The organism is Pseudomonas sp. NFXW11, assembly GCF_049887815.1.
GTDB lineage: Bacteria > Pseudomonadota > Gammaproteobacteria > Pseudomonadales > Pseudomonadaceae > Aquipseudomonas.
The window spans coordinates 169,595-189,524 of record NZ_JAGEKI010000004.1 but is presented as its reverse complement, the minus strand read 5'-3'; the positions used below and the strand labels follow the sequence as shown (position 1 = coordinate 189,524).

General features: G+C 60.7%; 18 protein-coding genes. All 18 read right to left on the bottom strand.

Annotation, left to right across the window (positions count from 1 at the left end):
* Positions 1 to 5: 5 nt before the first annotated feature.
* Entirely contained in the window at positions 6 to 332 is a 327-nt protein-coding gene (gene fliE, locus J4P02_RS08735; RefSeq protein ID WP_011059973.1) for a flagellar hook-basal body complex protein FliE, read from the bottom strand.
* Positions 333 to 461: 129 nt separating this feature from the next.
* Positions 462 to 1,868: a sigma-54-dependent response regulator transcription factor FleR gene (fleR, locus tag J4P02_RS08730; RefSeq protein WP_426189184.1), complete on the bottom strand. Its 1,407-nt coding sequence runs from the start codon at positions 1,866 to 1,868 to the stop codon at positions 462 to 464.
* A gap of 5 nt (positions 1,869 to 1,873) precedes the next feature.
* Complete coding sequence (locus J4P02_RS08725) at positions 1,874 to 3,067, bottom strand: sensor histidine kinase (protein WP_426189182.1); 1,194 nt, start codon at positions 3,065 to 3,067, stop codon at positions 1,874 to 1,876.
* A 128-nt stretch (positions 3,068 to 3,195) separates the two neighbouring features.
* Positions 3,196 to 4,671: a sigma-54 dependent transcriptional regulator gene (locus tag J4P02_RS08720; protein ID WP_426189180.1), complete on the bottom strand. Its 1,476-nt coding sequence runs from the start codon at positions 4,669 to 4,671 to the stop codon at positions 3,196 to 3,198.
* A gap of 172 nt (positions 4,672 to 4,843) precedes the next feature.
* Positions 4,844 to 5,140 (bottom strand): hypothetical protein, encoded by a 297-nt coding sequence (locus J4P02_RS08715; protein WP_016963150.1) that lies wholly within the window; start codon positions 5,138 to 5,140, stop codon positions 4,844 to 4,846.
* An 11-nt stretch (positions 5,141 to 5,151) separates the two neighbouring features.
* Positions 5,152 to 5,547, bottom strand: a complete 396-nt coding sequence (gene fliS / locus J4P02_RS08710) for a flagellar export chaperone FliS (protein ID WP_426189177.1) — start codon at positions 5,545 to 5,547, stop codon at positions 5,152 to 5,154.
* A gap of 128 nt (positions 5,548 to 5,675) precedes the next feature.
* Complete coding sequence (fliD, locus tag J4P02_RS08705; RefSeq protein WP_426189175.1) at positions 5,676 to 7,145, bottom strand: flagellar filament capping protein FliD; 1,470 nt, start codon at positions 7,143 to 7,145, stop codon at positions 5,676 to 5,678.
* Positions 7,146 to 7,227: 82 nt separating this feature from the next.
* Complete coding sequence (locus tag J4P02_RS08700) at positions 7,228 to 7,599, bottom strand: flagellar protein FlaG (RefSeq protein ID WP_426189173.1); 372 nt, start codon at positions 7,597 to 7,599, stop codon at positions 7,228 to 7,230.
* A gap of 73 nt (positions 7,600 to 7,672) precedes the next feature.
* Positions 7,673 to 8,524, bottom strand: coding sequence for a flagellin domain-containing protein (locus J4P02_RS08695; RefSeq protein ID WP_426189172.1), 852 nt, complete (start codon positions 8,522 to 8,524; stop codon positions 7,673 to 7,675).
* A 242-nt stretch (positions 8,525 to 8,766) separates the two neighbouring features.
* Positions 8,767 to 9,036: a hypothetical protein gene (locus tag J4P02_RS08690; protein ID WP_426189171.1), complete on the bottom strand. Its 270-nt coding sequence runs from the start codon at positions 9,034 to 9,036 to the stop codon at positions 8,767 to 8,769.
* Entirely contained in the window at positions 9,033 to 10,319 is a 1,287-nt protein-coding gene (locus J4P02_RS08685; RefSeq protein WP_426189170.1) for a motility associated factor glycosyltransferase family protein, read from the bottom strand. Before J4P02_RS08685 ends, J4P02_RS08690 begins: the two co-directional genes overlap by 4 nt.
* 82 nt (positions 10,320 to 10,401) lie before the next feature.
* The gene (locus tag J4P02_RS08680) at positions 10,402 to 11,328 is read right to left on the bottom strand and encodes a ketoacyl-ACP synthase III (RefSeq protein WP_426189169.1); all 927 of its coding nucleotides are present in this window, start codon (positions 11,326 to 11,328) and stop codon (positions 10,402 to 10,404) included.
* A gap of 229 nt (positions 11,329 to 11,557) precedes the next feature.
* The gene (gene pseI, locus J4P02_RS08675) at positions 11,558 to 12,610 is read right to left on the bottom strand and encodes a pseudaminic acid synthase (protein ID WP_426189168.1); all 1,053 of its coding nucleotides are present in this window, start codon (positions 12,608 to 12,610) and stop codon (positions 11,558 to 11,560) included.
* Positions 12,603 to 14,108 (bottom strand): UDP-2,4-diacetamido-2,4,6-trideoxy-beta-L-altropyranose hydrolase, encoded by a 1,506-nt coding sequence (gene pseG, locus J4P02_RS08670; RefSeq protein ID WP_426189167.1) that lies wholly within the window; start codon positions 14,106 to 14,108, stop codon positions 12,603 to 12,605. The genes pseI and pseG overlap by 8 nt, the downstream gene beginning before the upstream one ends.
* Complete coding sequence (gene pseF / locus J4P02_RS08665) at positions 14,105 to 14,812, bottom strand: pseudaminic acid cytidylyltransferase (RefSeq protein WP_426189166.1); 708 nt, start codon at positions 14,810 to 14,812, stop codon at positions 14,105 to 14,107. Before pseF ends, pseG begins: the two co-directional genes overlap by 4 nt.
* A 110-nt stretch (positions 14,813 to 14,922) precedes the next feature.
* Positions 14,923 to 16,092 (bottom strand): UDP-4-amino-4,6-dideoxy-N-acetyl-beta-L-altrosamine transaminase, encoded by a 1,170-nt coding sequence (gene pseC / locus J4P02_RS08660; RefSeq protein ID WP_426189165.1) that lies wholly within the window; start codon positions 16,090 to 16,092, stop codon positions 14,923 to 14,925.
* Positions 16,093 to 16,189: 97 nt separating this feature from the next.
* Complete coding sequence (locus tag J4P02_RS08655) at positions 16,190 to 19,126, bottom strand: TIGR00180 family glycosyltransferase (RefSeq protein WP_426189164.1); 2,937 nt, start codon at positions 19,124 to 19,126, stop codon at positions 16,190 to 16,192.
* 51 nt (positions 19,127 to 19,177) lie between these two features.
* Complete coding sequence (locus J4P02_RS08650; RefSeq protein ID WP_426189163.1) at positions 19,178 to 19,915, bottom strand: cephalosporin hydroxylase family protein; 738 nt, start codon at positions 19,913 to 19,915, stop codon at positions 19,178 to 19,180.
* Positions 19,916 to 19,930: the final 15 nt, after the last annotated feature.

Here is a 19,930-nt window from a genome sequence, read left to right as displayed (position 1 = left end):
CGTCCTTAAACCGGCATCTGCATGATGTCTTGATACGCTTGAACCAGCTTGTTGCGCACCTGGGTCAAGGCTTGAAAAGACACGCTGGCCTTTTGCGAGGAAATCATCACATCCGTCAGGTCGACACCGCTTTTGCCAATCTCAAAAGCGCTGGACAGCTGGTTGGATGCCTGCTGAGTGTCATTGACCTTGTTCACGGCCTGGCCAAGCATGTCAGCGAAGCTGCTGCCACTGACTTCTGCTACTGCGGCGGATTTAGGCTGCGACATTGCGTCCATTTGCATGGCCCGCATATCCAGCATCAACCGATTAAATTCAACACCTTGGCTCATGGTCTACTCTCTCTGACGACCCGCAATTTTTTGACACTCACTCAGCGGTTAGTGAGGTGTTAGCAACAAGGGTGCCAGCTCCATGGCCCATCTCGATAAAAGCCCGTCCTGGGCTTTGCCGACCACTGATCAGGTAGCGAACAGATAAGCCTCGACATCCATTCCGGCGTCACGCATCTGCGCCAATTTGTAACGCAGGGTGCGCGGACTGATGCCCAGGCGCTCCGCCGCTTCCTTGCGCCGACCACGTTCGGAACGCAGGGTATCGATGATCATCTGGAATTCCCGACGCCGCAGATCGTCCCCGAGGGCCCCGGATTCCTGGGCGAAGCTTTCGCTGTCATTTGGCACAGCGCGCGTCATCGGCTGCGCCACAGGCATCAATGCCGGCAACGGCGCACAAGCAACTGGCCCGGCCAGGCAGAAGTCCTCCGGCTGGATCAGGCCGCCCTGCTGCAGAATCAGTGCGCGTTGCAGTGCGTTGTCCAACTCACGCACATTGCCCGGCCAGGGATAGGCCAACAGACAAGCCTGGGCCTCGGCGGAGAGCCTGGCAGCGGCATGCTTCATTTTATTGACGTGCCTGGCCAGCAAGCGCTCGGCCAGCGGCAGGATATCGGCGGTGCGCTCACGCAGCGGCCGCCAGGCCAGCGGAAATACCGAAAGACGGTAGTACAGGTCCTCACGGAAACGCCCCGCAGCCACCTCCCCCGCCAGATCGCGGTTGGTGGTGGCCACCACCCGGATATCCAGGCTGATCGGCCGGCGCGCACCCACCCGCTCCACCTCACGCTCCTGCAACACGCGCAGCAGCTTGGCCTGCAGGCCCAGGGGCATTTCGGAAATCTCGTCCAGCAGAATGGTGCCGCCATCGGCCTGCTCGAATTTGCCGGGCTGGGCGGCAATGGCGCCAGTGAAGGAGCCCTTTTCGTGCCCGAACAGGGTGGCTTCGAGCATGTTGTCGGGAATTGCCGCGCAGTTGATCGCAATGAACGGCTGGCTAGCCCTGTGGGAATACTGGTGAATATATCGCGCCAGCACTTCCTTGCCGGTGCCCGACTCACCGGAAATCAGCACTGTGGAATCACTGCGGGCCACTCGCGCGGCCAGCTCCAGCAACTGCGCACTGGCCGGCTCGAAGGCCACCGGGCCTTCATCTTCAGCAGCCCCCAGGCAACCCAGGGCGTGCCGCGCCACCAGATCCAGCAGCGCCCGGGGCTCGAAGGGCTTGACCAGGTAGTCGGCGGCACCTTGACGCATGGCGTCCACGGCACGCTCTACGGCGCCGTGGGCGGTCATCAGCAGCACTGGCAATTGCGGCTGGCGGGCCCGCAACAAGGCCAGCAACTGATGACCGTCCATGCCCGGCATGTTCACATCACTGACCACCAGGCTGAAGGACTCGGCAGCCACCGCTTGCAGGGCGTCTTCCGCACTGCCCACCGCCTTGTAGTCATGACCGGCCAGCAGCAGGGTATCTGCCAGGGCTTCGCGCAGCGCGCGGTCGTCTTCAACCAGTAGAACCTTGATTGCCATTCCCTTCACTCCACTCCATGGGCGCTGGAGAACAGAGGCAACGTCACCAGCGCACAAGTACCGCGCCCAGGACGCGAGCGCAGCGACAATTCTCCTTGATGAGCACGGGCCACCGCCTTGACCACCGTCAGACCGAGCCCGGTTCCATTGGCCTTGGTGGTGAAGAACGGCTCGCCCAGGCGCTCCAGCACCGCGGTATCGATACCGCTGCCACTGTCGCTGACGCACAGGCGCAAGGTGTCGCCGCGACGGTACAGGTGCACCTTCAGGCGTGCCGCACCGGCACTGGCCTGGATGGCGTTCTCGATCAGGTTGAGCAGAGCCCCCACCAGGGTGTCGCGATTGCACAGCACCTCGCCTTCATGACTGTCGCACTGCCAGCGCACGGCCACGTCCTGGACATGGGTCATCGCGGCAGCCTGCAAGGATTGCAGCAGGGACTTCGGCGTCAGGCGGTCAGTCAGGGGCAGTTCGCCACGGGCGAACACCAGCATGTCGCGCACCTGATGCTCCAGCTCGTGCAAGCGCTCCTTGAGCCGTCCGGCGAAACGCTGGTGAGTGGCTAATGGCAGCTCCTGCTCGGTCAGATGACTGGCATAGAGCAGCGCGGCGGACAGCGGGGTACGGATCTGGTGCGCCAGGGAAGCCACCATCTTGCCCAGGGAGGACAGGCGCTCATGGCGGGCCAACTGATCCTGCAGATGACGGGTTTCAGTCAGGTCATTGAGCAGCACCAGTTGCCCGGGCTCGGCATCCAGTGAACGAGTGGAGATCGACAGGCGTCGACCGTCACGCAGGGAGATTTCGTGACCATCGTCTTCGCGGGGCGCAAAGCTGCGAGCGATGATGTTGCGCCACAACTGCCCTTCCAGCGGCAGGCCGAGCAGCTCGCAGGCCGCCGGATTAGCCTCGCTGACGATGCCGTGAGCGTCGATGACGATGACTCCGCCAGGCAGCAGGTCGAGCAGATTCTGCAGACGATTGGCCAGCCGCTCCTTTTCCGCCAGCTCCTGCATGCGCTGAGCACTGACCACCGCCAACTCGCCCTTGAGTTCGGTGACCCGGGCCTCGAGCATGCTGTAGGAGTCAGTAAGTTGGCTCGACATCTGATTGAACAGGGCAAAGGCCTGCTCAAGACCCTGCCGGCTTGCCTGCTCTACGGACGGCGATTGCCCCTGGGCATCAGGGACAGGAGACATCTGGGCGGCTTGGGGCATCGTGCTCTCTCGCGTGGCTGACCGTCAGTTAAACGGAAGGTTGCAAGAGACTTAGCAATACCCGTGCCGGAAAAAAACCACCCAGTTTTCAACGACTTGAAAAACAGGCGTCAATCCTCCGCCTGTTCATCACCCTCACGCCGGCTCATGCCGTACTTGCGCATCTTCTCCACCAGCGTGGTGCGACGGATGCGCAAACGCTCTGCGGCACGGGCCACGATGCCATTGGCGTCATCCAGCGCCTGCTGGATCAGGCCTTGTTCCAGGCTGCCGAGGTAGTCCTTAAGGTCCAGGCCTTCCGGCGGCAACATGGCGGTGGCGCTGAAATCCGGGACATGACCATTGATCGCCACCCGCTCCTCGAGATCACTGCGCAGGCTGTCCACCAACTGCTCGTCTTCATCATCGACATAGCGGAACTTCTTCGGCAGCTCGACCACACCAATCACCCCGTAGGGATGCATGATCGCCATGCGCTCCACCAGGTTGGCCAGCTCGCGGACGTTGCCCGGCCAGCCATGCCGGCACAGGGACATGATGGCGGCGGAGTTGAAGCGGATCGAACCGCGTTTTTCATGCTCCATGCGCGAGATAAGCTCGTTCATCAGCAGCGGAATGTCTTCCACCCGCTCACGCAGCGGCGCCATCTCGATGGGGAATACGTTGAGGCGGTAGTACAGGTCCTCACGGAAGCTGCCCACCTCGATCATGCTTTCCAGGTTCTTGTGGGTCGCGGCGATGATTCGCACATCCACGCCCTGGGTCTTGTTGCTGCCCACACGCTCGAAGGTACGCTCCTGCAGCACGCGCAGCAGCTTGACCTGCATGGGCAACGGCATGTCGCCGATCTCGTCGAGAAACAGCGTGCCGCCATTGGCCAGCTCGAAACGCCCTGCACGGCTGGTAATGGCGCCAGTGAAGGCGCCCTTCTCATGGCCGAACAGTTCGCTTTCCAGCAACTCCGCAGGAATGGCCCCGCAATTGACCGGAACGAAAGGCGCATCACGGCGCTTGGAGTGATAGTGCAGATTGCGCGCAACCACTTCCTTGCCGGTGCCCGACTCACCCAGGATCAACACACTGGCGTCGGTATCCGCTACCTGCTGCATCATCTGCCGCACATGCTGGATCGCGCGACTGGTGCCGACCAGGCTGCGGAACAGGTTGGGCTCGCGGTGACGACCGCGCTCACGGGCCTGATCGTACATTTCACGATAGACCTGGGCCCGGTGCAGGGAATCAAGCAGCTTGCTGTAACTGGGGGGCATTTCCAGATTGGAAAGCACTCGCCGACGCTGGTCTTCCGGCAGCTCAATGGAAGAATTTTCGCCCATTAGCAAAACCGGAAGGAACTCATCCCAGGATGAGAGTGTCTTTAACAGGCCCAGAAGTGCACCAGGAGCGCTGACAGTCCCGATGAGGACGCAAATCACTTCACGACTTGACGACAAAGAGCCGACAGCCTGCTGCCAGTCATGGCTACCGCAGGGTAAATTTTCTTCACCGAGAAAATTTAAAATCACCGCCAGGTCGCGGCGGCGGACGCTATCGTCATCGATCAGCAGAATTTTGGTTTCACGCCACATGCAATAGCAACTTCCCTAGTCAACTCAATGCCCAAATAAGGGGCAAGCTAGACGCGCTTGATAGGCATTTTCTGCCCTTGTAGACGCCTGAAATCTGAAAACAGCCACTAGTTAAGTCAAAAATGCGTGCACAGTCAAATTTATGGCGCGCAACGTTCGGATTAACTCAGTATTAACCGAACAAATGGTAAACCTTTGCCGCGTTCTGTGCTTGAGTGATCTGCGACATCTCGTCGACTATTGCCTGACGCTCCCCCGTTGCAACCTCCAGCAGCTGTCGATAAACCCCCAACAACTCCTCCAGATTGTCACGCAGGGCGACCTCGTCGACTTGCGCCTCGCTGAGCACGTCCTCCATGCACGAACGGCAAGCCAGGTCCAGTTCACCAATGGCTTGCCAATTGCGCTCGGCCAAGGCGTCGACCAATGCCTCGCGGGTTTCTTCGATGCGTTGCAGGACAGCACTCATGGTGTTCCTCCTTAAAACTGCGGACCCGGCGCGGCAATGGCGTCCCAGCCTTCCTTGACCGTACGCAGCAGACCGGCGACCTCGTCGAGAATCTTCGGATCAGTCTTGATATTGGCTTCGGTCAGGCGGGTCATCATGTAGGTGTAAAGACTGTCCAGATCCCCCAGGGTATCCATGGAGTTATCCAGGTCCAGACCTTCCCGCAAACCGCCAATGATACCGATGGCCTTGCTGATGAACACGCCCTTGTTGGCGATGTCCTTGCGCTCTATCGCACCCTTGGCCTGAGCGATACGATCCAGACCGCCTTCCATCAGCATCTGCACCAAACGATGAGGACTGGCTTCGGAGGTCTGCGCCTGGCCCCCGACCTTTTGGTACTGTCGAAGAGCTAACTTCGGATTCATGTAATACCTCTTCAAAACTCGAAGGTTCGTATAAGCAGTGTATCGACGCAACGTCAAAAAACTTTAGGTCAAATGCAAAAGCCCGGAGCGTTGCAAAACGCTGCCGGGCTTTTGGCGCAGGCTGGATATTAGCCTTTTTTCTGTGCGTTCAAGGCATCGAACATCGATGTAATGTTGCTGGCGGTAGCCTTCAGCTTGCCCACCAGAGTGTCCATATCGTTGTACTTCTTGGTCAATACCGCGGTCAGCGTCGCGACTCGACGGTCGAGAGCGTCCTGCTGGTCGCTGAGCTTTTTCTTGGTGATATCGAGATTCTTGGTCCGAGTGGTGAGAATCCCCTCGGTAGTACCCACACCCTGAGTAAAAGGCTTGATGGCTTCGTTCATACGATCCAATAGCCCCAGCTTGGTGCCATCACCGCTGAACAGCGTCTGCACCTCGCCACTCAGCTTCTTATCGTTCATGGCAACGGTAAATTTCTTGTCATCGAAATCCAGCGCACCGGTCTTCTGATTGGTGGTGATGCCCAATTGCGCCAGAACGGTGAGCTTGTCGCCCGCCCCCACCTGCGACAACGGCTCACGAATAGCCGCCAGAATTGAACGTGGCAACGGGTCACCGGTCAACTGGGCGGGGACCGTAAGCTTGCCATAGTCATCCAGGGATGGCTTGGTCAGGGTAGTAATACCATTGGCCACAGCGTTGTAGGCATCGACAAACTTCTGAATGGAAGTCTTGAGACCTTCGGTGTTGGTGGCAACGGTCACGGTAATCGGCCCACCGTTCGCCACGTTGGTCGGGGCCACCAGATTGATCTTCAGACCGGAAACGGCCTGAGTAACCATATTGGTCTTGCTGGTCAGCGGCATGCCATCGACGCTGAACGAAGCATCCTTGGCCAGGTCGCCAATGGACCCGGAAGAGGTAGCACTGACAGGCGCGCCGGGAGAACCATTAGGCATCACCTGACTGCCATCGATTTCCAGACCAGCAATACCACTGACGGAAATATCAGAACCCGCACCCGACTTACTGGAGCCCACCACCAATCGCGAACCAAACGAGTCGGTCACGATGTTGGCGCTCAGGCCGGATGTCGACATCTTCGAGTCGGAGTTGATCGCATCACGCACCGACTGCAAGGTCGCATTCGCGCCGATGGTCAACGGATAGTTAATGCCATTTTGAGTGATGGTCAGCGTACCACTCGGAATGGCACTGGAAGTGCCCCCGGCAAAAGCCTGGCTGGCCACTTTCGACGAGGTCGCAAGGTTTGTCACTTCAATCTTGTACTTGCCGGCAACCGCATCGTTGGTTGTGGTGACATCCACGAACTTGCTGTCGCTGGAGGTTGCAGCAAAGCCGGTAAAGGAAGGATTGACCGAGCCACCGAGCCCAGCAACCCCCAGAGTGGTCTGAAAGGTCGACAACAACGACTGCAAGGTCCCGATACCGGAAATACTCGCGCTATTGTTGGCGTTTGCACGGTCGATCTGACCTTGCTTGGCAGACTTGTCAGCCGCCACCAAAGCTTTGACGATAGCGCCGGTGTCGAGGCCGGAACCCAGACCGGTACCCGGTAGAATTGGACTTGCCATGTGTCTCTCCCTTCAGTGTGCCGCCGGCCTTTTGACCACTACAGCGTCCAAAAGAACCCAGCAACAAATTTCATGCCAACTATCAGACTTTCGCGCTGAATAGCAAACTGCTGGCGTCATTCAAGCTATTGGCCAATCTCAGCACTTCTTCGTTGGGGATCTGCCGAACCACCTCGCCGGAATCGCTGGCAATCACCTTGACCACCACCTGACCGGAAGGCTCGTCGATCGAGAACTCCAGATTGCGCTTGACCGACTGGACGAATTTCTCGATTTCCTGAACGGCCATCTTGACCTTTTCCTGCTCTGCCTGAGCCTCTTTCCTGCTTTCCTGCTTGCTGACAGCCGATACCGCAGGAACTTCCTCTCGAGGCTTCTCCACCGGCTTGTCAGCAACTGGCGTTGCCGGCCTGGCCGGAGGATAAGACAAGTTCAGCTTCACGCTCATATCCATGTCCATCACCTCTTAATGTAAAAAGGCGAGAGAGCACGACAAGCGCACTCCCCCGCCAAAGCTTAGCCAGCTATTACTGAAGCAGCTTCAGTACAGAGGATGGCAGTTGGTTGGCCTGGGCCAGAACTGCGGTCGAAGCTTGTTGCAGAGTCTGCTGCTTGGTCAGCTGGGCAGTTTCAGCAGCGAAGTCGGTATCTTGTACGCGACCCAGTGCAGCACTGGCGTTTTCGTTGATGTTCTGCAGGTTGGAGATGGTGCTGCTCAGACGGTTTTGCGCAGCACCGAGGTCGGCACGGCTGGAGTTGATGGTCTGCAGCGCTTTTTCGATCGCGTTGATCGCGGCGCTGGTGTTGGTTTCAGCCATGGCGCTGGTGGTGGCGCTGATGCTGATGGCGCCCGAGTCAACGCTCAGGGTCACAGCGTCGAAGCCGCTGGCCAGGGTGATGGTGATCTGGTTGGTAGCACCAGTGTTGGAACCGACCTGGAAGGTCATGGTGCCAGCGGTACCGTCGATCAGGTTCTTGCCGTTCAGGTTGGTCGACTTGGCGATACGAGTCAGCTCAGCGGACATCTGAGAGAATTCTTTGTCCAGAGCGGTACGGTCAGCAGTGCCGTTGGAGTCGTTTCGCGACTGGATGGCCAGTTCGCGCATACGCTGCAGAATGTTGGTGGACTCTTGCATCGCGCCTTCAGCGGTCTGGGCGATGGAGATACCGTCGTTGGCGTTTTTGATCGCCATGGTCTGACCGCGGATCTGCGAGGTCATACGGGTAGCGATTTGCAGGCCGGCGGCGTCGTCTTTTGCGCTGTTGATTTTCAGGCCGGAAGACAGGCGAGTCATCGAAGTCTGCAGAGCGTCGGAAGCACGGTTCAGGTTTTTCTGAACGTTCAACGATGCAACGTTAGTGTTTACTGTTAAAGCCATGACGAATTCCTCGTTGGTTGGGTACTGCGGCTTCCGGCCCTGGCAACCGCCGGGTAATGGCCTAGAGAACCTTCGTAATAGTTATCGTCGGCGATGCAGGTTGCTTTAGGGCTTTTTCAAAAATATTTGCCATCAACCTGCCACCCCTTGGAAAACAAGGGCTTAAGCCTGCCACCATACAAAAAAATGGCGCCAGAAAACCCCAAAACCCAAACCGCTCTAACTAAGGGCTCACGCCTGCCTCAGCCGGCGAATATCGCCTGCAGCCACTCCAGCAGTTCGTATTCCAGATAATCGGCCAGACCCAGCCAGTCCTGTGCCTCCTGGCAACCGAGCATCGCCCCTAGCAAGTCGGCCCATTGCTGCTGAATTGCAGCGCCTGCACCATCAACCCGCGATTGCACTGGGTCGAACAGTTCGATCATGGCCAGCGCGGCCTCTACATCTCGCCCCAGACGAAACAAACCGGCCGTTTCCCGGGCCTGCACGAACACCGGCTCAAGTGAATTCATTGCACAAAGTCCTTATGCCAGGCGGTGCCGCTGATCATCGCGCCGCTGCGGCTGGTGTTGAAAAAAGCCACTTCAGGATGGTTCGCAATATAGCGCTCCAGCTCACACAGGTAGCTGCGGAAATTAAGCTGAGTCTTGACCCGCTGCCCATTGCCATCCAGTACCCAGTGCCGGGCCAACTGCAGTTGCGGCCCCAGGTCACCGTCCTGCCAGCCGGCATGGGTGCGATCCAGCGGAAACGCGAAGTCGGCGCCGAACAGCGTGATGCGCCGCGCGCCCATCTTTACCGCCAGATCCACAGCCGGATGAATCACACTGCCACCACCATGCAACTGCGACCGAGCAATGCGTTGCCTCATCTGGGCAAACACCGGGCTGGCGGAATAGCCGACATATCGCGGCCCCTGCCAGCCCTCGAGCACCTGCGGGTCGGCCAATGGCAAGTAGACCAGTGCCGTACCAGCACTGCCCGCAGCCGGCAAATGCCGGGTGGAAATGCGCTGATCGATGCTCACCACCAGATCCACCTGGATGCCCTGCCTCTGCAATGGCAAATAAGCCGTGTCGACACAGATCAGCAGCGGCCGTTCGGCCCCCTCGGCCAGGGAACGCAGAGCACTGTAGTGCTGTTCCAGACTCGGCCCAGTGGCTATGACCAAGGTCTCGCGCCCGGGCTGGCTTGCGAAGAGTTGCGCCACATCGGTATCCACCAGCACCCAAGGCTCGACGGCGGCCAAGCGCTCGGCGAGTTGCGCCGTATCCCCGGCGAACAGTCGATTGTTGAAGGTCAGATGGGTTTCGCTGATCAAGCGGTCACGGATCTTCGCATTGTGCTCATCGGCCAGCACCAGCTCGGCCGGCAGGGCAAAAAACGGCAGCTGGATTTCCTGCAGGTCGCCGGCGTACAGCAACTCGACCCGGGGGTCAGCCAGCCACGGCTGCTCAAGCAGTTGCAATACCAACTTGAACAGCGCGCCATTGAGGATATGCACGTGCAAGCGCTGCAACCCCGGACGCGCCAGCAGCACCTGCTGCAGATCTCCCAGGCCGCAACCGTACACATGCACAACCGGCACCTCAGGCAGGCTCGCGGCCTGCAACTCGGCTTCGCGAGTGCGGTCGTGGCGGCTGGTCAACTGTATGCCACCGACGCTCAGGGTCGAACCCAAGCCCTCCACCAGATCCGCCTGCAGCGCGTCACTGTCTTCCGCCAGCAATCGCGGCAGCATGGCCGGCCAGCGTTCGCCAATCAGCCTGGCGTTGTGTTCAAAGCTGTCGCTCATGCTGCCTCACTTTTCACGGATGCAAAAAAATAGCGCTCAAGATTACACCTTGAGCGCTATTTGTATCGCCAAGACTCTGGGGTCAGGCGCGATAGATGATTGCCGAGCCCCACGACAGGCCCACGCCGAAGCCGCTGATGGCCACGCGCTTCCAGCTGGAATCGAACATGTGCTTTTCCAACAGCAGCGGAATGCTCGACGACACGGTATTACCGGTTTCCACCATGTCCTTGATGAACTTGTCCGGATCACCTTCGAAGCGCCGAGCCACGGCATCGACGATCGCCGCACTGCCCTGGTGGATGCAGAAGGCATCGATATCGTCCGGTTGCAGGCCCGACTCACCCAGCAGCTCGTGCAGATGGGCCGGCACCTTGAGCAGAGCGAAGTTGAACACTTGACGGCCATTCATGAAGAACACCCCATCGCTGACCTTCAAGTGCGGCGCACCGGAACCGTCGGTGCCGAACTTGGCCTTGCCCAGTTGCCAGGTCGCATCCTCTCCCAGCCAGGTGGCGGTCGCCGCGTCACCGAACAACATGGTGGTGTTGCGATCTTCCGGGTCGACGATCTTCGAATAAGGGTCGGCAGTCACCAGCAAGCCATTCTTCAGGCCCGCCGCTTCCATAAAACCCTTGATCGCATAGATGCCGTACACATAACCGGAGCAGCCCAGGGAAATATCGAAGGCGGCAACGGTGGTCGGCAGGCCCAGCTTGTCCTGGACAATCGCCGCAGTGTGCGGCAGCCCTTCCTCGTCACCGTTCTGGGTCACCACGATCAAAACGTCGATGGCTTCGCGCTTGAGTTGAGGATTGCCGGCGAACAAGGCATTGACGGCTTCGACACACAGATCGGAAGTCTCTTGCCCGGCATCTTTGCGCGGCAGGAAGGCGGAACCGATCTTGCCCAGGATGAAGTCTTCATCCTTGGCGAATTTTGCACCTTGTGCGTAATTGTCCACGCCGGCTACAGGCACGTAGCTCGCAATGCTTTTTATGCCAATCATTACGGCTTCCCAATAATAAACAGCTCAATACCCCCGCTCGATCACTGAGCAGGGGCTGCCGAAAAAACACGGATATGGCCGCCGAATACGGCGGCATCGGGAAGAACCGAGGGCTATCACTGGACCTGTCACGCAGGGCTGGCGCCATCTTCCCGGGCGATACAATACAGTGGAGATGCGCGTTATGACTCACAGGTCACGCTTTTTTGCCGAATCCGCCATTAAAGGCTTACTCGATCAGCGCCCACTGCAATGCGGTGCCGCGCTTGATCGCCTGGCGCGCGCGACGCCCAAGGAGCCCGTCGTAGTGCTTGGGCGCCAACCCCAGGCCGGGGCGGATGGCCCGCACATTGTCGGCGCTGAACAGCTCCCCGGCCTGCATGTCACGGGTGACATACAGCGACCGACGGTACACCAGCGACTTGCTCTCGGCCTGGGTGGCGCCATAGCGCACCTGCCCCATGGCCTGCCAGGCCCGCTCGGTCTCCAGCACCAGGCTGGAAAGCTCGGCGGGTTCCAGGGAAAAGCTGGCATCGACGCCGCCCGCCGCCCGGTCCAGGGTGAAATGCTTTTCGATCACCGTGGCGCCCAGGGCCACCGCCGCCACCGAAACCCCCACGCCCATGCTGTGATCGGACAGCCCCACCTCGCAGCCGAACAATTGCCGCAGATGGGGAATGGTCAGCAGGTTGCTGTTGGCCGGCGAGGCCGGGTAGGTGCTGGTGCACTTGAGCAGCACCAAGTCGCGGCAACCGGCGTCCCGCGCCGCCCGCACCGTCTCGTCCAGCTCGGCGATGCTGGCCATGCCGGTGGAAATGATCAACGGCTTGCCAGTGGCCGCCACCCGGCGGATCAGCGGCAGGTCGGTGTTCTCGAAACTGGCGATCTTGTAGGCCGGAACCTCCAGGCTTTCGAGAAAATCCACCGCGCTCTCATCGAAGGGCGTGGAAAACGCCAGCATGCCCAGCTCCCGAGCCCGAGCGAAGATCGGCGCGTGCCATTCCCAGGGCGTATGGGCCTTCTGATACAGCTGGTACAAGGAGGAACCGGCCCAGAGGCTACCCGGGTCCTGGATGAAGAACTCGCCCTCATCCAGGTCCAGGGTCATGGTATCGGCGGTGTAGGTCTGCAGCTTCAGGGCATGGGCACCGGCCCTGGCCGCCGCCTCAACGATCTGCAAGGCCAGGTCCAGCGACTGATTATGGTTGCCGCTCATCTCGGCGATGATCAAGGGCGCAGCGTCGGCGCCCACGGCACGCGAGCCGATCTTGAAACTAGTCATGCAGGTGTTCCTTCAACACACGGGTAAATTCACAGGCCTGTTGTTGATAGCCGGCCCGGCGAAACAAGGTCAACGAGGCCTGATTTTCCGCCAGCACCCGGGCCCGCAAACACTGCACCTCGGGCCAATGGCGCTGTAACCAGGATTCGCCCTGCTCCAGCAAGGCCGTACCCCAACCCAATCCAAAGCGACCGGCGAACAGATAAAGCGAGACTTCGGCCCGAATGCCGTCACGGTCATAACGCAGTACGCCGAGCGGCCCATCGGGCAACTCGGCGATCAGCAACAAGCGCTCAGGGTTCGCCAGGCAATGCTTGAGCCAGCTCAGGTGCTCGGTCCAGCCCAAGGGCTGCGACTGCTGCGACCAGCACCTGACCTTTTCGGCATTGCGCCCCTCGAACAGCAGCCGGGCGTCATCCGCACAGGCCGGGCGCAACCTCAGCGCGGCGGTGAACAGGGCCGCGGCTACCCGCTGTGCGCCCTGCCCGTCCACCAGCTCACGCGCCCGCGCCGCCAGGCTATGGCGCAGGCCATGATTGCTCAATAACAGTACCAGCGCCTGACGTATCTCCTCGACGCCGACCTGTTCACAAGGCCCCAGATACAGATGGGCCCCGGCTTCGGCCAGAAGCCGGGCATTGGCCTGCTGATTGTACGCCACGGTGATGCACAAGGTCGGCACGCCCAGCACCGCCCGCTCCCAGCTGGTTCCGCCGCCCGCTCCCAGGCACAGGTCGGCCTGCGCCAGCAACCCAGCAAAATCCTTCACATAGCTGTGCAGCCGCCAGTGCGGCCGATCCGCGGCCAATGCCTGCATGGCCTGCCAGTCCGGGTTGCCGCTGCCAGCGACAAAGTCCACCTGCAGCTCGGTCATAGGCACCAGTGCCAGCATGGCCCGATAAGTCTGCCCGGCCGCATCGAAACCGCCAAAATTCACCAGCAGTCGCCGCGCCTGCGCCTTGATCTCTATCGGTGGACGACGGAACTCCTCGCGCAGCAAGGCAAAATGCGGCCCAAACAACGTGCGGCAAGGTTCGTCATACAGCCCGGCATACGCCTGGGCGGTGCCACTGAAATTCTGGTCCAGCAACAGTTCGACCGCATGCCGACGATTGGCCAGATCGTCGATCGCGGCAATCCTCGGCGCCCACTGCCGGGCCGCCGCCTGCCACTGATGATCGAGCCCATAGTGATCCACCAGCACCCAGTCGAATGCCGGCTGCTGCGCCAGCACTTCCTGCAAGGCCGTAATGTCCGCCTGCCAGGGCAAGAGCGCCTCGATGCCCAGGTGCGCCTGCTCGCCCGGGTAGTCCTCAGGCAACTCGAAGGTCTGATAACCCTCGGCCCGCAAGGCCTCAAGGCGATTTCCAGGCAACCGACGACAGGCGAATGCCACCTCGGCGCCCTGCTGGCGCAGTACCTGGGCCAGGGTCAGGCAACGGGCTATATGGCCGCTGCCGATGGCCGGCGAAGCATCGGCGCGAATCAGCACCCTCACTCCAGCTCTCCTCCGGCCTTGAGCGCCGCATACAGGTACTCGGCGCGCTGCCAGTCCTCCTCGGTATCGATGTCCTGCACCAGGTGTCGCGGCAGGATTACCGGCAAGCTGCGTGGCGAGAACAGCGCCTCACCGTCCAGCCAGGCCTGGCTCCGCCCCCAATAGAACTGCGCCGCATCCTGATAGGCCACGGGCAGGTCCTGGGAGCGGCTGTTGCGGTATTCGGGGTACAGCGCTTCCAGGGCGCCCTCTTCATTCAAAGTCAGGGCCCGTTGTACGGGAAAGCCGAAACCGCACACCGAAAAAGCGAATGACTGGTGCGGATGCCCCATCAACGCCTCCAGCCCCTGGCGCAGAAAACGCACCTGCAACAACGGCGCCGTGGCGTAGATGCAACAGGCGTACTCGAACTCGCGCCCCTGCTCACGCAGAACCTGCAGAGCATGAGCCACTACTGCGGCAGTGCCGGCGAAGTCATCCGCCAATTCCGCCGGGCGAACAAAGGGCACCTCGGCGCCACAGGCCAAGGCCAGCTTGGCAATCTGTGGATCGTCGGTGCTGACCACCACCTGCTGGAACAGGCCCGAACTCAGGGCCTTGTCGATGGAACGGGCCAGCATCGGCACGCCAGCGAAGGCCTTGATGTTCTTGCCCGCAATGCGCTTACTGCCACCGCGGGCGGGAATCAGCGCCACACAGCTCACACTCCTGACTCCCAGTTGCAGCGCTCAACCTCGATCGGGCTGTTCAGGTGCAGCGCAAGCATCTTGGCGCAGCGCACCGTGAATCGTACAGAAACCCTCATGCTCACCTCTCAGTCCAGAACTCGTCGCAAGTGCGCTACCACTTCATCTTGCAGCTCGTCGGTCAGCTCCGGATACAGCGGCAGGCTGATAGCCTCGAGAAAATAGCGCTCAGCCTCAGGGAAATCCCCCTCGGCAAAACCCTGCTCCTGGTAATACGGCTGCAGATGCACGGGAATGTAGTGCAGGTTCACCCCTAGCCCCGCAGCACGCAACGCATCGAAGACCTGCGCCTGAGTCGACCTGATACGTGTCAGATCAAGGCGCACCACATACAGATGCCAAGCCGAGTCGGCGCCACTCTGTGCAACGGGCAAGGTCAGAGGCAGCCCCGCCAGCAACTCCTGGTAACGAGCCGCCAGCGCTCGACGCCGCGCCACGAACTGATCCAGTCGAGTCATCTGCGATAGGCCGAGCGCGGCATGCAGGTCGGTCATCCGGTAATTGAAGCCCAGTTCAAGTTGCTGGTAGTACCACAGGCCTTTGTCCGGCACCTGCATCAACGCAGGGTCACTGGTAATGCCATGACTGCGCAGGCGCCGCAAACGCCCGGCAAGTTCAGGACTGTTGGTAAGCACCATGCCACCTTCAGCACTGGTGATGATCTTCACCGGATGGAAACTGAAGATGGTCATCGACGCATAGGCTCCACAGCCCACCGGACGCCCTTTGTAGGAGGCTCCCACCGCATGCGCAGCGTCTTCGATCAAGACAAAGCCATAACGCTCGGCAAGCCCGGCGATGGCTTGCAGATCGGCACTCTGCCCGGCGAACGCCACGGCCACCAGCACCTTCGGCAACTTGCCCGCCAGTTCCGCCGCCTCAAGCTTTAGCGCCAGCAGATTCACATCCATATTCCAGGTATGTGGATCGATATCGACGAAATCTACCTCTGCCCCGCAATAGCGTGCACAGTTCGCCGAAGCAACGAAGGTATTGGGGCTGGTCCACAGAATGTCCCCAGACCCCAGCCCAGCAGCCACACAGGCAATATGCAACGCCGCCGTCGCATTGCACACGGCGATTGCATGAGCCGCCTGGCAGTACTCGGCCAAGGCCTGCTCAAAACGCTCGATGGTGGGCCCCTGGGTCAACCAGGGAGACTTGAGCACCTGCACCACGGCATCGATGTCAGCCTGGTCGATACTCTGACACCCGTAGGGAATCCGGTAAGGAGTCATACCCCCTCCCTCGCGCCAGCAAGCGCACTCAAGCGTTGATACGCAAAGCGGTCAATCAACTGGCGGCTGAACATAATTGAGTCCCTTGAGGCAGCAATCAATTGGAGAGCATCTGCAACCAGTCCACAGTGTGGGCCGCACTTAGGGTAAAGCCCGTGCCGGTCAACGCCAGGTTCTGGTTATAGGCAACATCCTGGGCAAAACGCGCCGACCACTTGTCCCGCAGTGCCGCGGCGGCCTGCGGCTGTTCGGCCAAAGTCCCCGGATGCAGCACCTGGGCCTGGGGCGTCAACACCGTGAGGTAGCCGGCATCGGCGACCTTCAGGCACAGATCGACATCGGCGAAAGCCTGGTCGAAATGTTCCTCGTCCAAACCGCCCAGCGCCTCGAACAGCGCCTTGGCGATCATCAGGCAAACGCCGGATACCGCAGAGTAGTTCTTCTCCACCCACAGGCTGTTCATGTAGCCCGCCGCGTCCTTGGCCTCGCCGGCAAAAGCTGCGCCCAGGTGGCCATTGAGGCCGAGGATCAAGCCGGCCTGGGTCGTCGCTCCCCTGGCATTCACCAGCTTGGCGCCGACAATGCCCACCTCCGGACGCTGGGCCTGATTGAGCAGGCTTTCGAGCCAGTTGGCATTGACCACTTCGGCATCGGCAGAGAGCAGCACCAGGTACTCGCCCCGAGCTTCCTGGCAGGCCAGGTTGTGCAGGGCCGAAGTGCTCAGGCGCTGGCCGCTGCGCAGCACGCGGATGCGCTCGCCACGGCCTTCCAGGCTGGCCAGCCAGTTGTCGAGCTCGGCATCCTGGCTGTGGTTCTCGGCAATCAGCACTTCGTAACGCTGGTAGCGGGTGCGTTGCAGCACGCTGACCAGGCAGCGTTGCAGCTCGGCAAAATTGTCCTGGCTGGGCAGGATGATCGACACCAGCGGTCGCTCGGCATGCTGATAGTCGATCTGATAGGTGCCCGGCTGCGCCGAGCTGATCTGGGCTCGGTAGCCTCGCGCCGCCAGGTGTCGGCTCAACACTTGACGCTCTTCGGCATGGGCTTCATCGCCCGCGGCCTGGCAAATCAACAGGGGCTCGGCCAGATGCGCCAGGCCACCCAGGCCACCGTCCTGGATCAGGCGCAGCAGCAGGTCCAGCTCCAGGGCCTGTTTCAGTTCGCGGGAGAAACCGCCGGCCTGCACCACCGTCTCACGCTGCAGCAGCCAATGCCGGGCCATCAACCCCGGGGTGCTTTGCAACTGGTCGAGGTTGACCCCGGGGCGGAATACCGGGCTCAAGGTAGCATCGGCGCGACGCTGGACTTCATCCATGGCCACCGCGCGAATGCCTTCAACGCCCTGCAACTCCAGGCTCGCCCGCAACAGGCCGCTGGTGGTGAACTGATCGCCGGCCTCGGCCAGCAGCACCCACTCGGCACGGGACTGGGCCATGGCCTGGTTGATCCGCTCGACGTAGTTGTGCTCGGTGACCTTGACGAAATGCAGGGTGTCCTGGGCGCTAGTGGTAGCCGGCAGCTCGCCAGTGGTGAACACCACCAGCTTGAAGCCCTTGTAATGTCCGGCCACCAGGCTGTCGAGGGTAGCTTGCAGCTTGACCATGTCGGCATCGAGGTCAAGCAACAGAATCTGCACCTGCGGGCCGCCAGCATGACGCCGCAGATGCTCGGCTATGGCCTGCAACTGCGCAGGTTCTGGCGAACGAGCTTGCAGCCAGCTGAGCAGGCGTCCCGACTCGGTGGCAGCGAACAGCGTGCTGCTGTCCGCCCCCGGCACCGAGGCCAGGCGCTCGCCCCAGGCCTGCAGCTTGCGCGCCTGCTCGGGCTCGTCGCTGTCTTGCATCGACTCGGCCAGGCGCTTGACCACTTCGCGATTGAACAGGCTCAACGACAGCGCCTCCCACAAACGGCTGCGCAAAGACTGCGGCGTATCGTTGGGCTGCACCTTCATCAACTCTGCCTGGCGCAGCCACACACCCTCCAGCTCTTTAAGCTGCAGGCGTCCGGCCGGCATGGCGTGCAGAAGGAATTCGAAACCGGTCAGCAGATCGAACATCGTCTGGTTGTAGAAAGGCATCTCGACAAACTGTTCTGGACCGAACAGGCGCACGGGCTCGGCATCCACCGCGACCCAGGCGGAACGGAAAATCGCCGTGCCCTTGAGGGATCGGTTGCTGAGCAGGCACTCGGCCATGGTGGCGAAGCTGTCCAGGGCGATCTGCTTCACCTGCGCGGGGTCCCGGCCGCTGAACCCGGTGGGCAGCGAGGCTAGAAATTCGGCAAAGTTCTCGCGGTCGATCACCGACTGGGCATCCTGGTAGGTCAGCACCGTGAGCACATTGGTATTGTGATCGGACGCCAGGTAATTGGCTTCGCGCACAGCAAAGGGGATGGGCAGGATCCGCGCCTTGGCACAGGCCAGCAGGAAGAAACTGTGGCCGATCTCCTGCCACTCGAAACGCGTCCCGGCAGGCATCAGGCTGAACCACTGGCGCAGCAGGTCGGTACGGGTCACCGCATAGAACGGCGGCAGGAAGTGCCCCATGAAACTCATCAGCCGATCCTGCGGGTCTTCGGAGGCGTAATCCTCCATGCCCTTGCGATCGCGGCGGTAGTAGTTGGTTTCCGTCGCCCGGGCCATGTACATCATCCCGTAGCCATGGCAAAGGCCGTAGTCGGGGTGGGCTTCGAGAAACTCCAGAGAAGCCGTCAGCGCGTCATGGATCAGGAAGTCATCATCCGCCGCGAAGGCCATGTAGGGAGTGGTCACCTGGCCCACGCCATAGGTCAGCTTGTCCTGCAGCCCCATGTAGGAGTACTGCGGCAAGTGGCGGTAGTCGACCCGTGGATAGCGCAGCGCCACCGACTCGTCCGCCTCGGACGACGAATCCAGCACCAGGATCGAACAGGGGTAGCTGCTGTAATGCTCCAGCGTACGCTGCATGAACGCCTTACGGTTGTGAGACAACAACACCAGGGTGAAACGTTTATCGAGCGGCACTGCGTCATTCATTGCTTTGTCTTCAACCCACATAGGTACATCCCCACAACCGGCCAACTGCCCGAATCCTGCAACCATTGATAATCAGCGAACCCGACGCAGGTAACCGTCCGGTGCCACGGTGATCAGCAGCTTGTTCTGCATCTGCTGGTCGATCTGGAAATCGCGGTTCTCCTCCAGGTAGGCCCAGACCGCGGTTTTCGGGTTGTCACCCGGGCCCCATGGACGATCCGGGAAGAACTCCGGCGGCATGTCCTCGACCACGGTGTCCATCACCACGCAGTAGCTGCCCACCGACACCAGCGGTGCGTACAGGCGCAGCTCTTCGAGCACGTGTTCGTGGGTGTGGTTGGAATCCAGCACCAGGATCACCTTCTTGCCCGCGGCGGCCGCGCGCACCTGCTCGGCGATCGCCGGGTCGATGCTCGAACCTTCGATCATGCGGATGCGCTTGCTCATCGGATGCTGCTCGACGGCCTCGCGGTTGTGCGGACGGATATCCAGGTCGATGCCCAGCACTTCACCATGGCCCTGCAATTCCAGCAGCGAGGCGTAGTAGATGATCGAACCGCCGTGGGCGATGCCGCACTCGATCACCAGGTCCGGCTTGACCTGCCAGATGATCTCCTGCATCGCCATCATGTCCTGGGGCAGCTGGATGATCGGCCGGCCCATCCAGGAGAAGTGATAGCTGTACTTGTGGCTGGCGGACTCGTTGAAAAAGTCGCGGGCCAGGCCCTTGAGCTTCTCATCCTGGCCTTGGGCCGCGATCTGTGCCTGGCACTCTTGTTCAAAAGCGTGAATGACGTTGTTCTCGGTCATGTTCGGTTCTCAATG

Bases quoted from the DNA above. Each gene is read 5' to 3' on its own strand.
- fliE (WP_011059973.1), bottom strand. From the start codon at position 332: ATGAGCCAAGGTGTTGAATTTAATCGGTTGATGCTGGATATGCGGGCC.
- fleR (WP_426189184.1), bottom strand. From the start codon at position 1,868: ATGGCAATCAAGGTTCTACTGGTTGAAGACGACCGCGCGCTGCGCGAA.
- J4P02_RS08725 (WP_426189182.1), bottom strand. From the start codon at position 3,067: ATGTCTCCTGTCCCTGATGCCCAGGGGCAATCGCCGTCCGTAGAGCAG.
- J4P02_RS08720 (WP_426189180.1), bottom strand. From the start codon at position 4,671: ATGTGGCGTGAAACCAAAATTCTGCTGATCGATGACGATAGCGTCCGC.
- J4P02_RS08715 (WP_016963150.1), bottom strand. From the start codon at position 5,140: ATGAGTGCTGTCCTGCAACGCATCGAAGAAACCCGCGAGGCATTGGTC.
- fliS (WP_426189177.1), bottom strand. From the start codon at position 5,547: ATGAATCCGAAGTTAGCTCTTCGACAGTACCAAAAGGTCGGGGGCCAG.
- fliD (WP_426189175.1), bottom strand. From the start codon at position 7,145: ATGGCAAGTCCAATTCTACCGGGTACCGGTCTGGGTTCCGGCCTCGAC.
- J4P02_RS08700 (WP_426189173.1), bottom strand. From the start codon at position 7,599: ATGGATATGAGCGTGAAGCTGAACTTGTCTTATCCTCCGGCCAGGCCG.
- J4P02_RS08695 (WP_426189172.1), bottom strand. From the start codon at position 8,524: ATGGCTTTAACAGTAAACACTAACGTTGCATCGTTGAACGTTCAGAAA.
- J4P02_RS08690 (WP_426189171.1), bottom strand. From the start codon at position 9,036: ATGAATTCACTTGAGCCGGTGTTCGTGCAGGCCCGGGAAACGGCCGGT.
- J4P02_RS08685 (WP_426189170.1), bottom strand. From the start codon at position 10,319: ATGAGCGACAGCTTTGAACACAACGCCAGGCTGATTGGCGAACGCTGG.
- J4P02_RS08680 (WP_426189169.1), bottom strand. From the start codon at position 11,328: ATGATTGGCATAAAAAGCATTGCGAGCTACGTGCCTGTAGCCGGCGTG.
- pseI (WP_426189168.1), bottom strand. From the start codon at position 12,610: ATGACTAGTTTCAAGATCGGCTCGCGTGCCGTGGGCGCCGACGCTGCG.
- pseC (WP_426189165.1), bottom strand. From the start codon at position 16,092: ATGACTCCTTACCGGATTCCCTACGGGTGTCAGAGTATCGACCAGGCT.
- J4P02_RS08655 (WP_426189164.1), bottom strand. From the start codon at position 19,126: ATGTGGGTTGAAGACAAAGCAATGAATGACGCAGTGCCGCTCGATAAA.
- J4P02_RS08650 (WP_426189163.1), bottom strand. From the start codon at position 19,915: ATGACCGAGAACAACGTCATTCACGCTTTTGAACAAGAGTGCCAGGCA.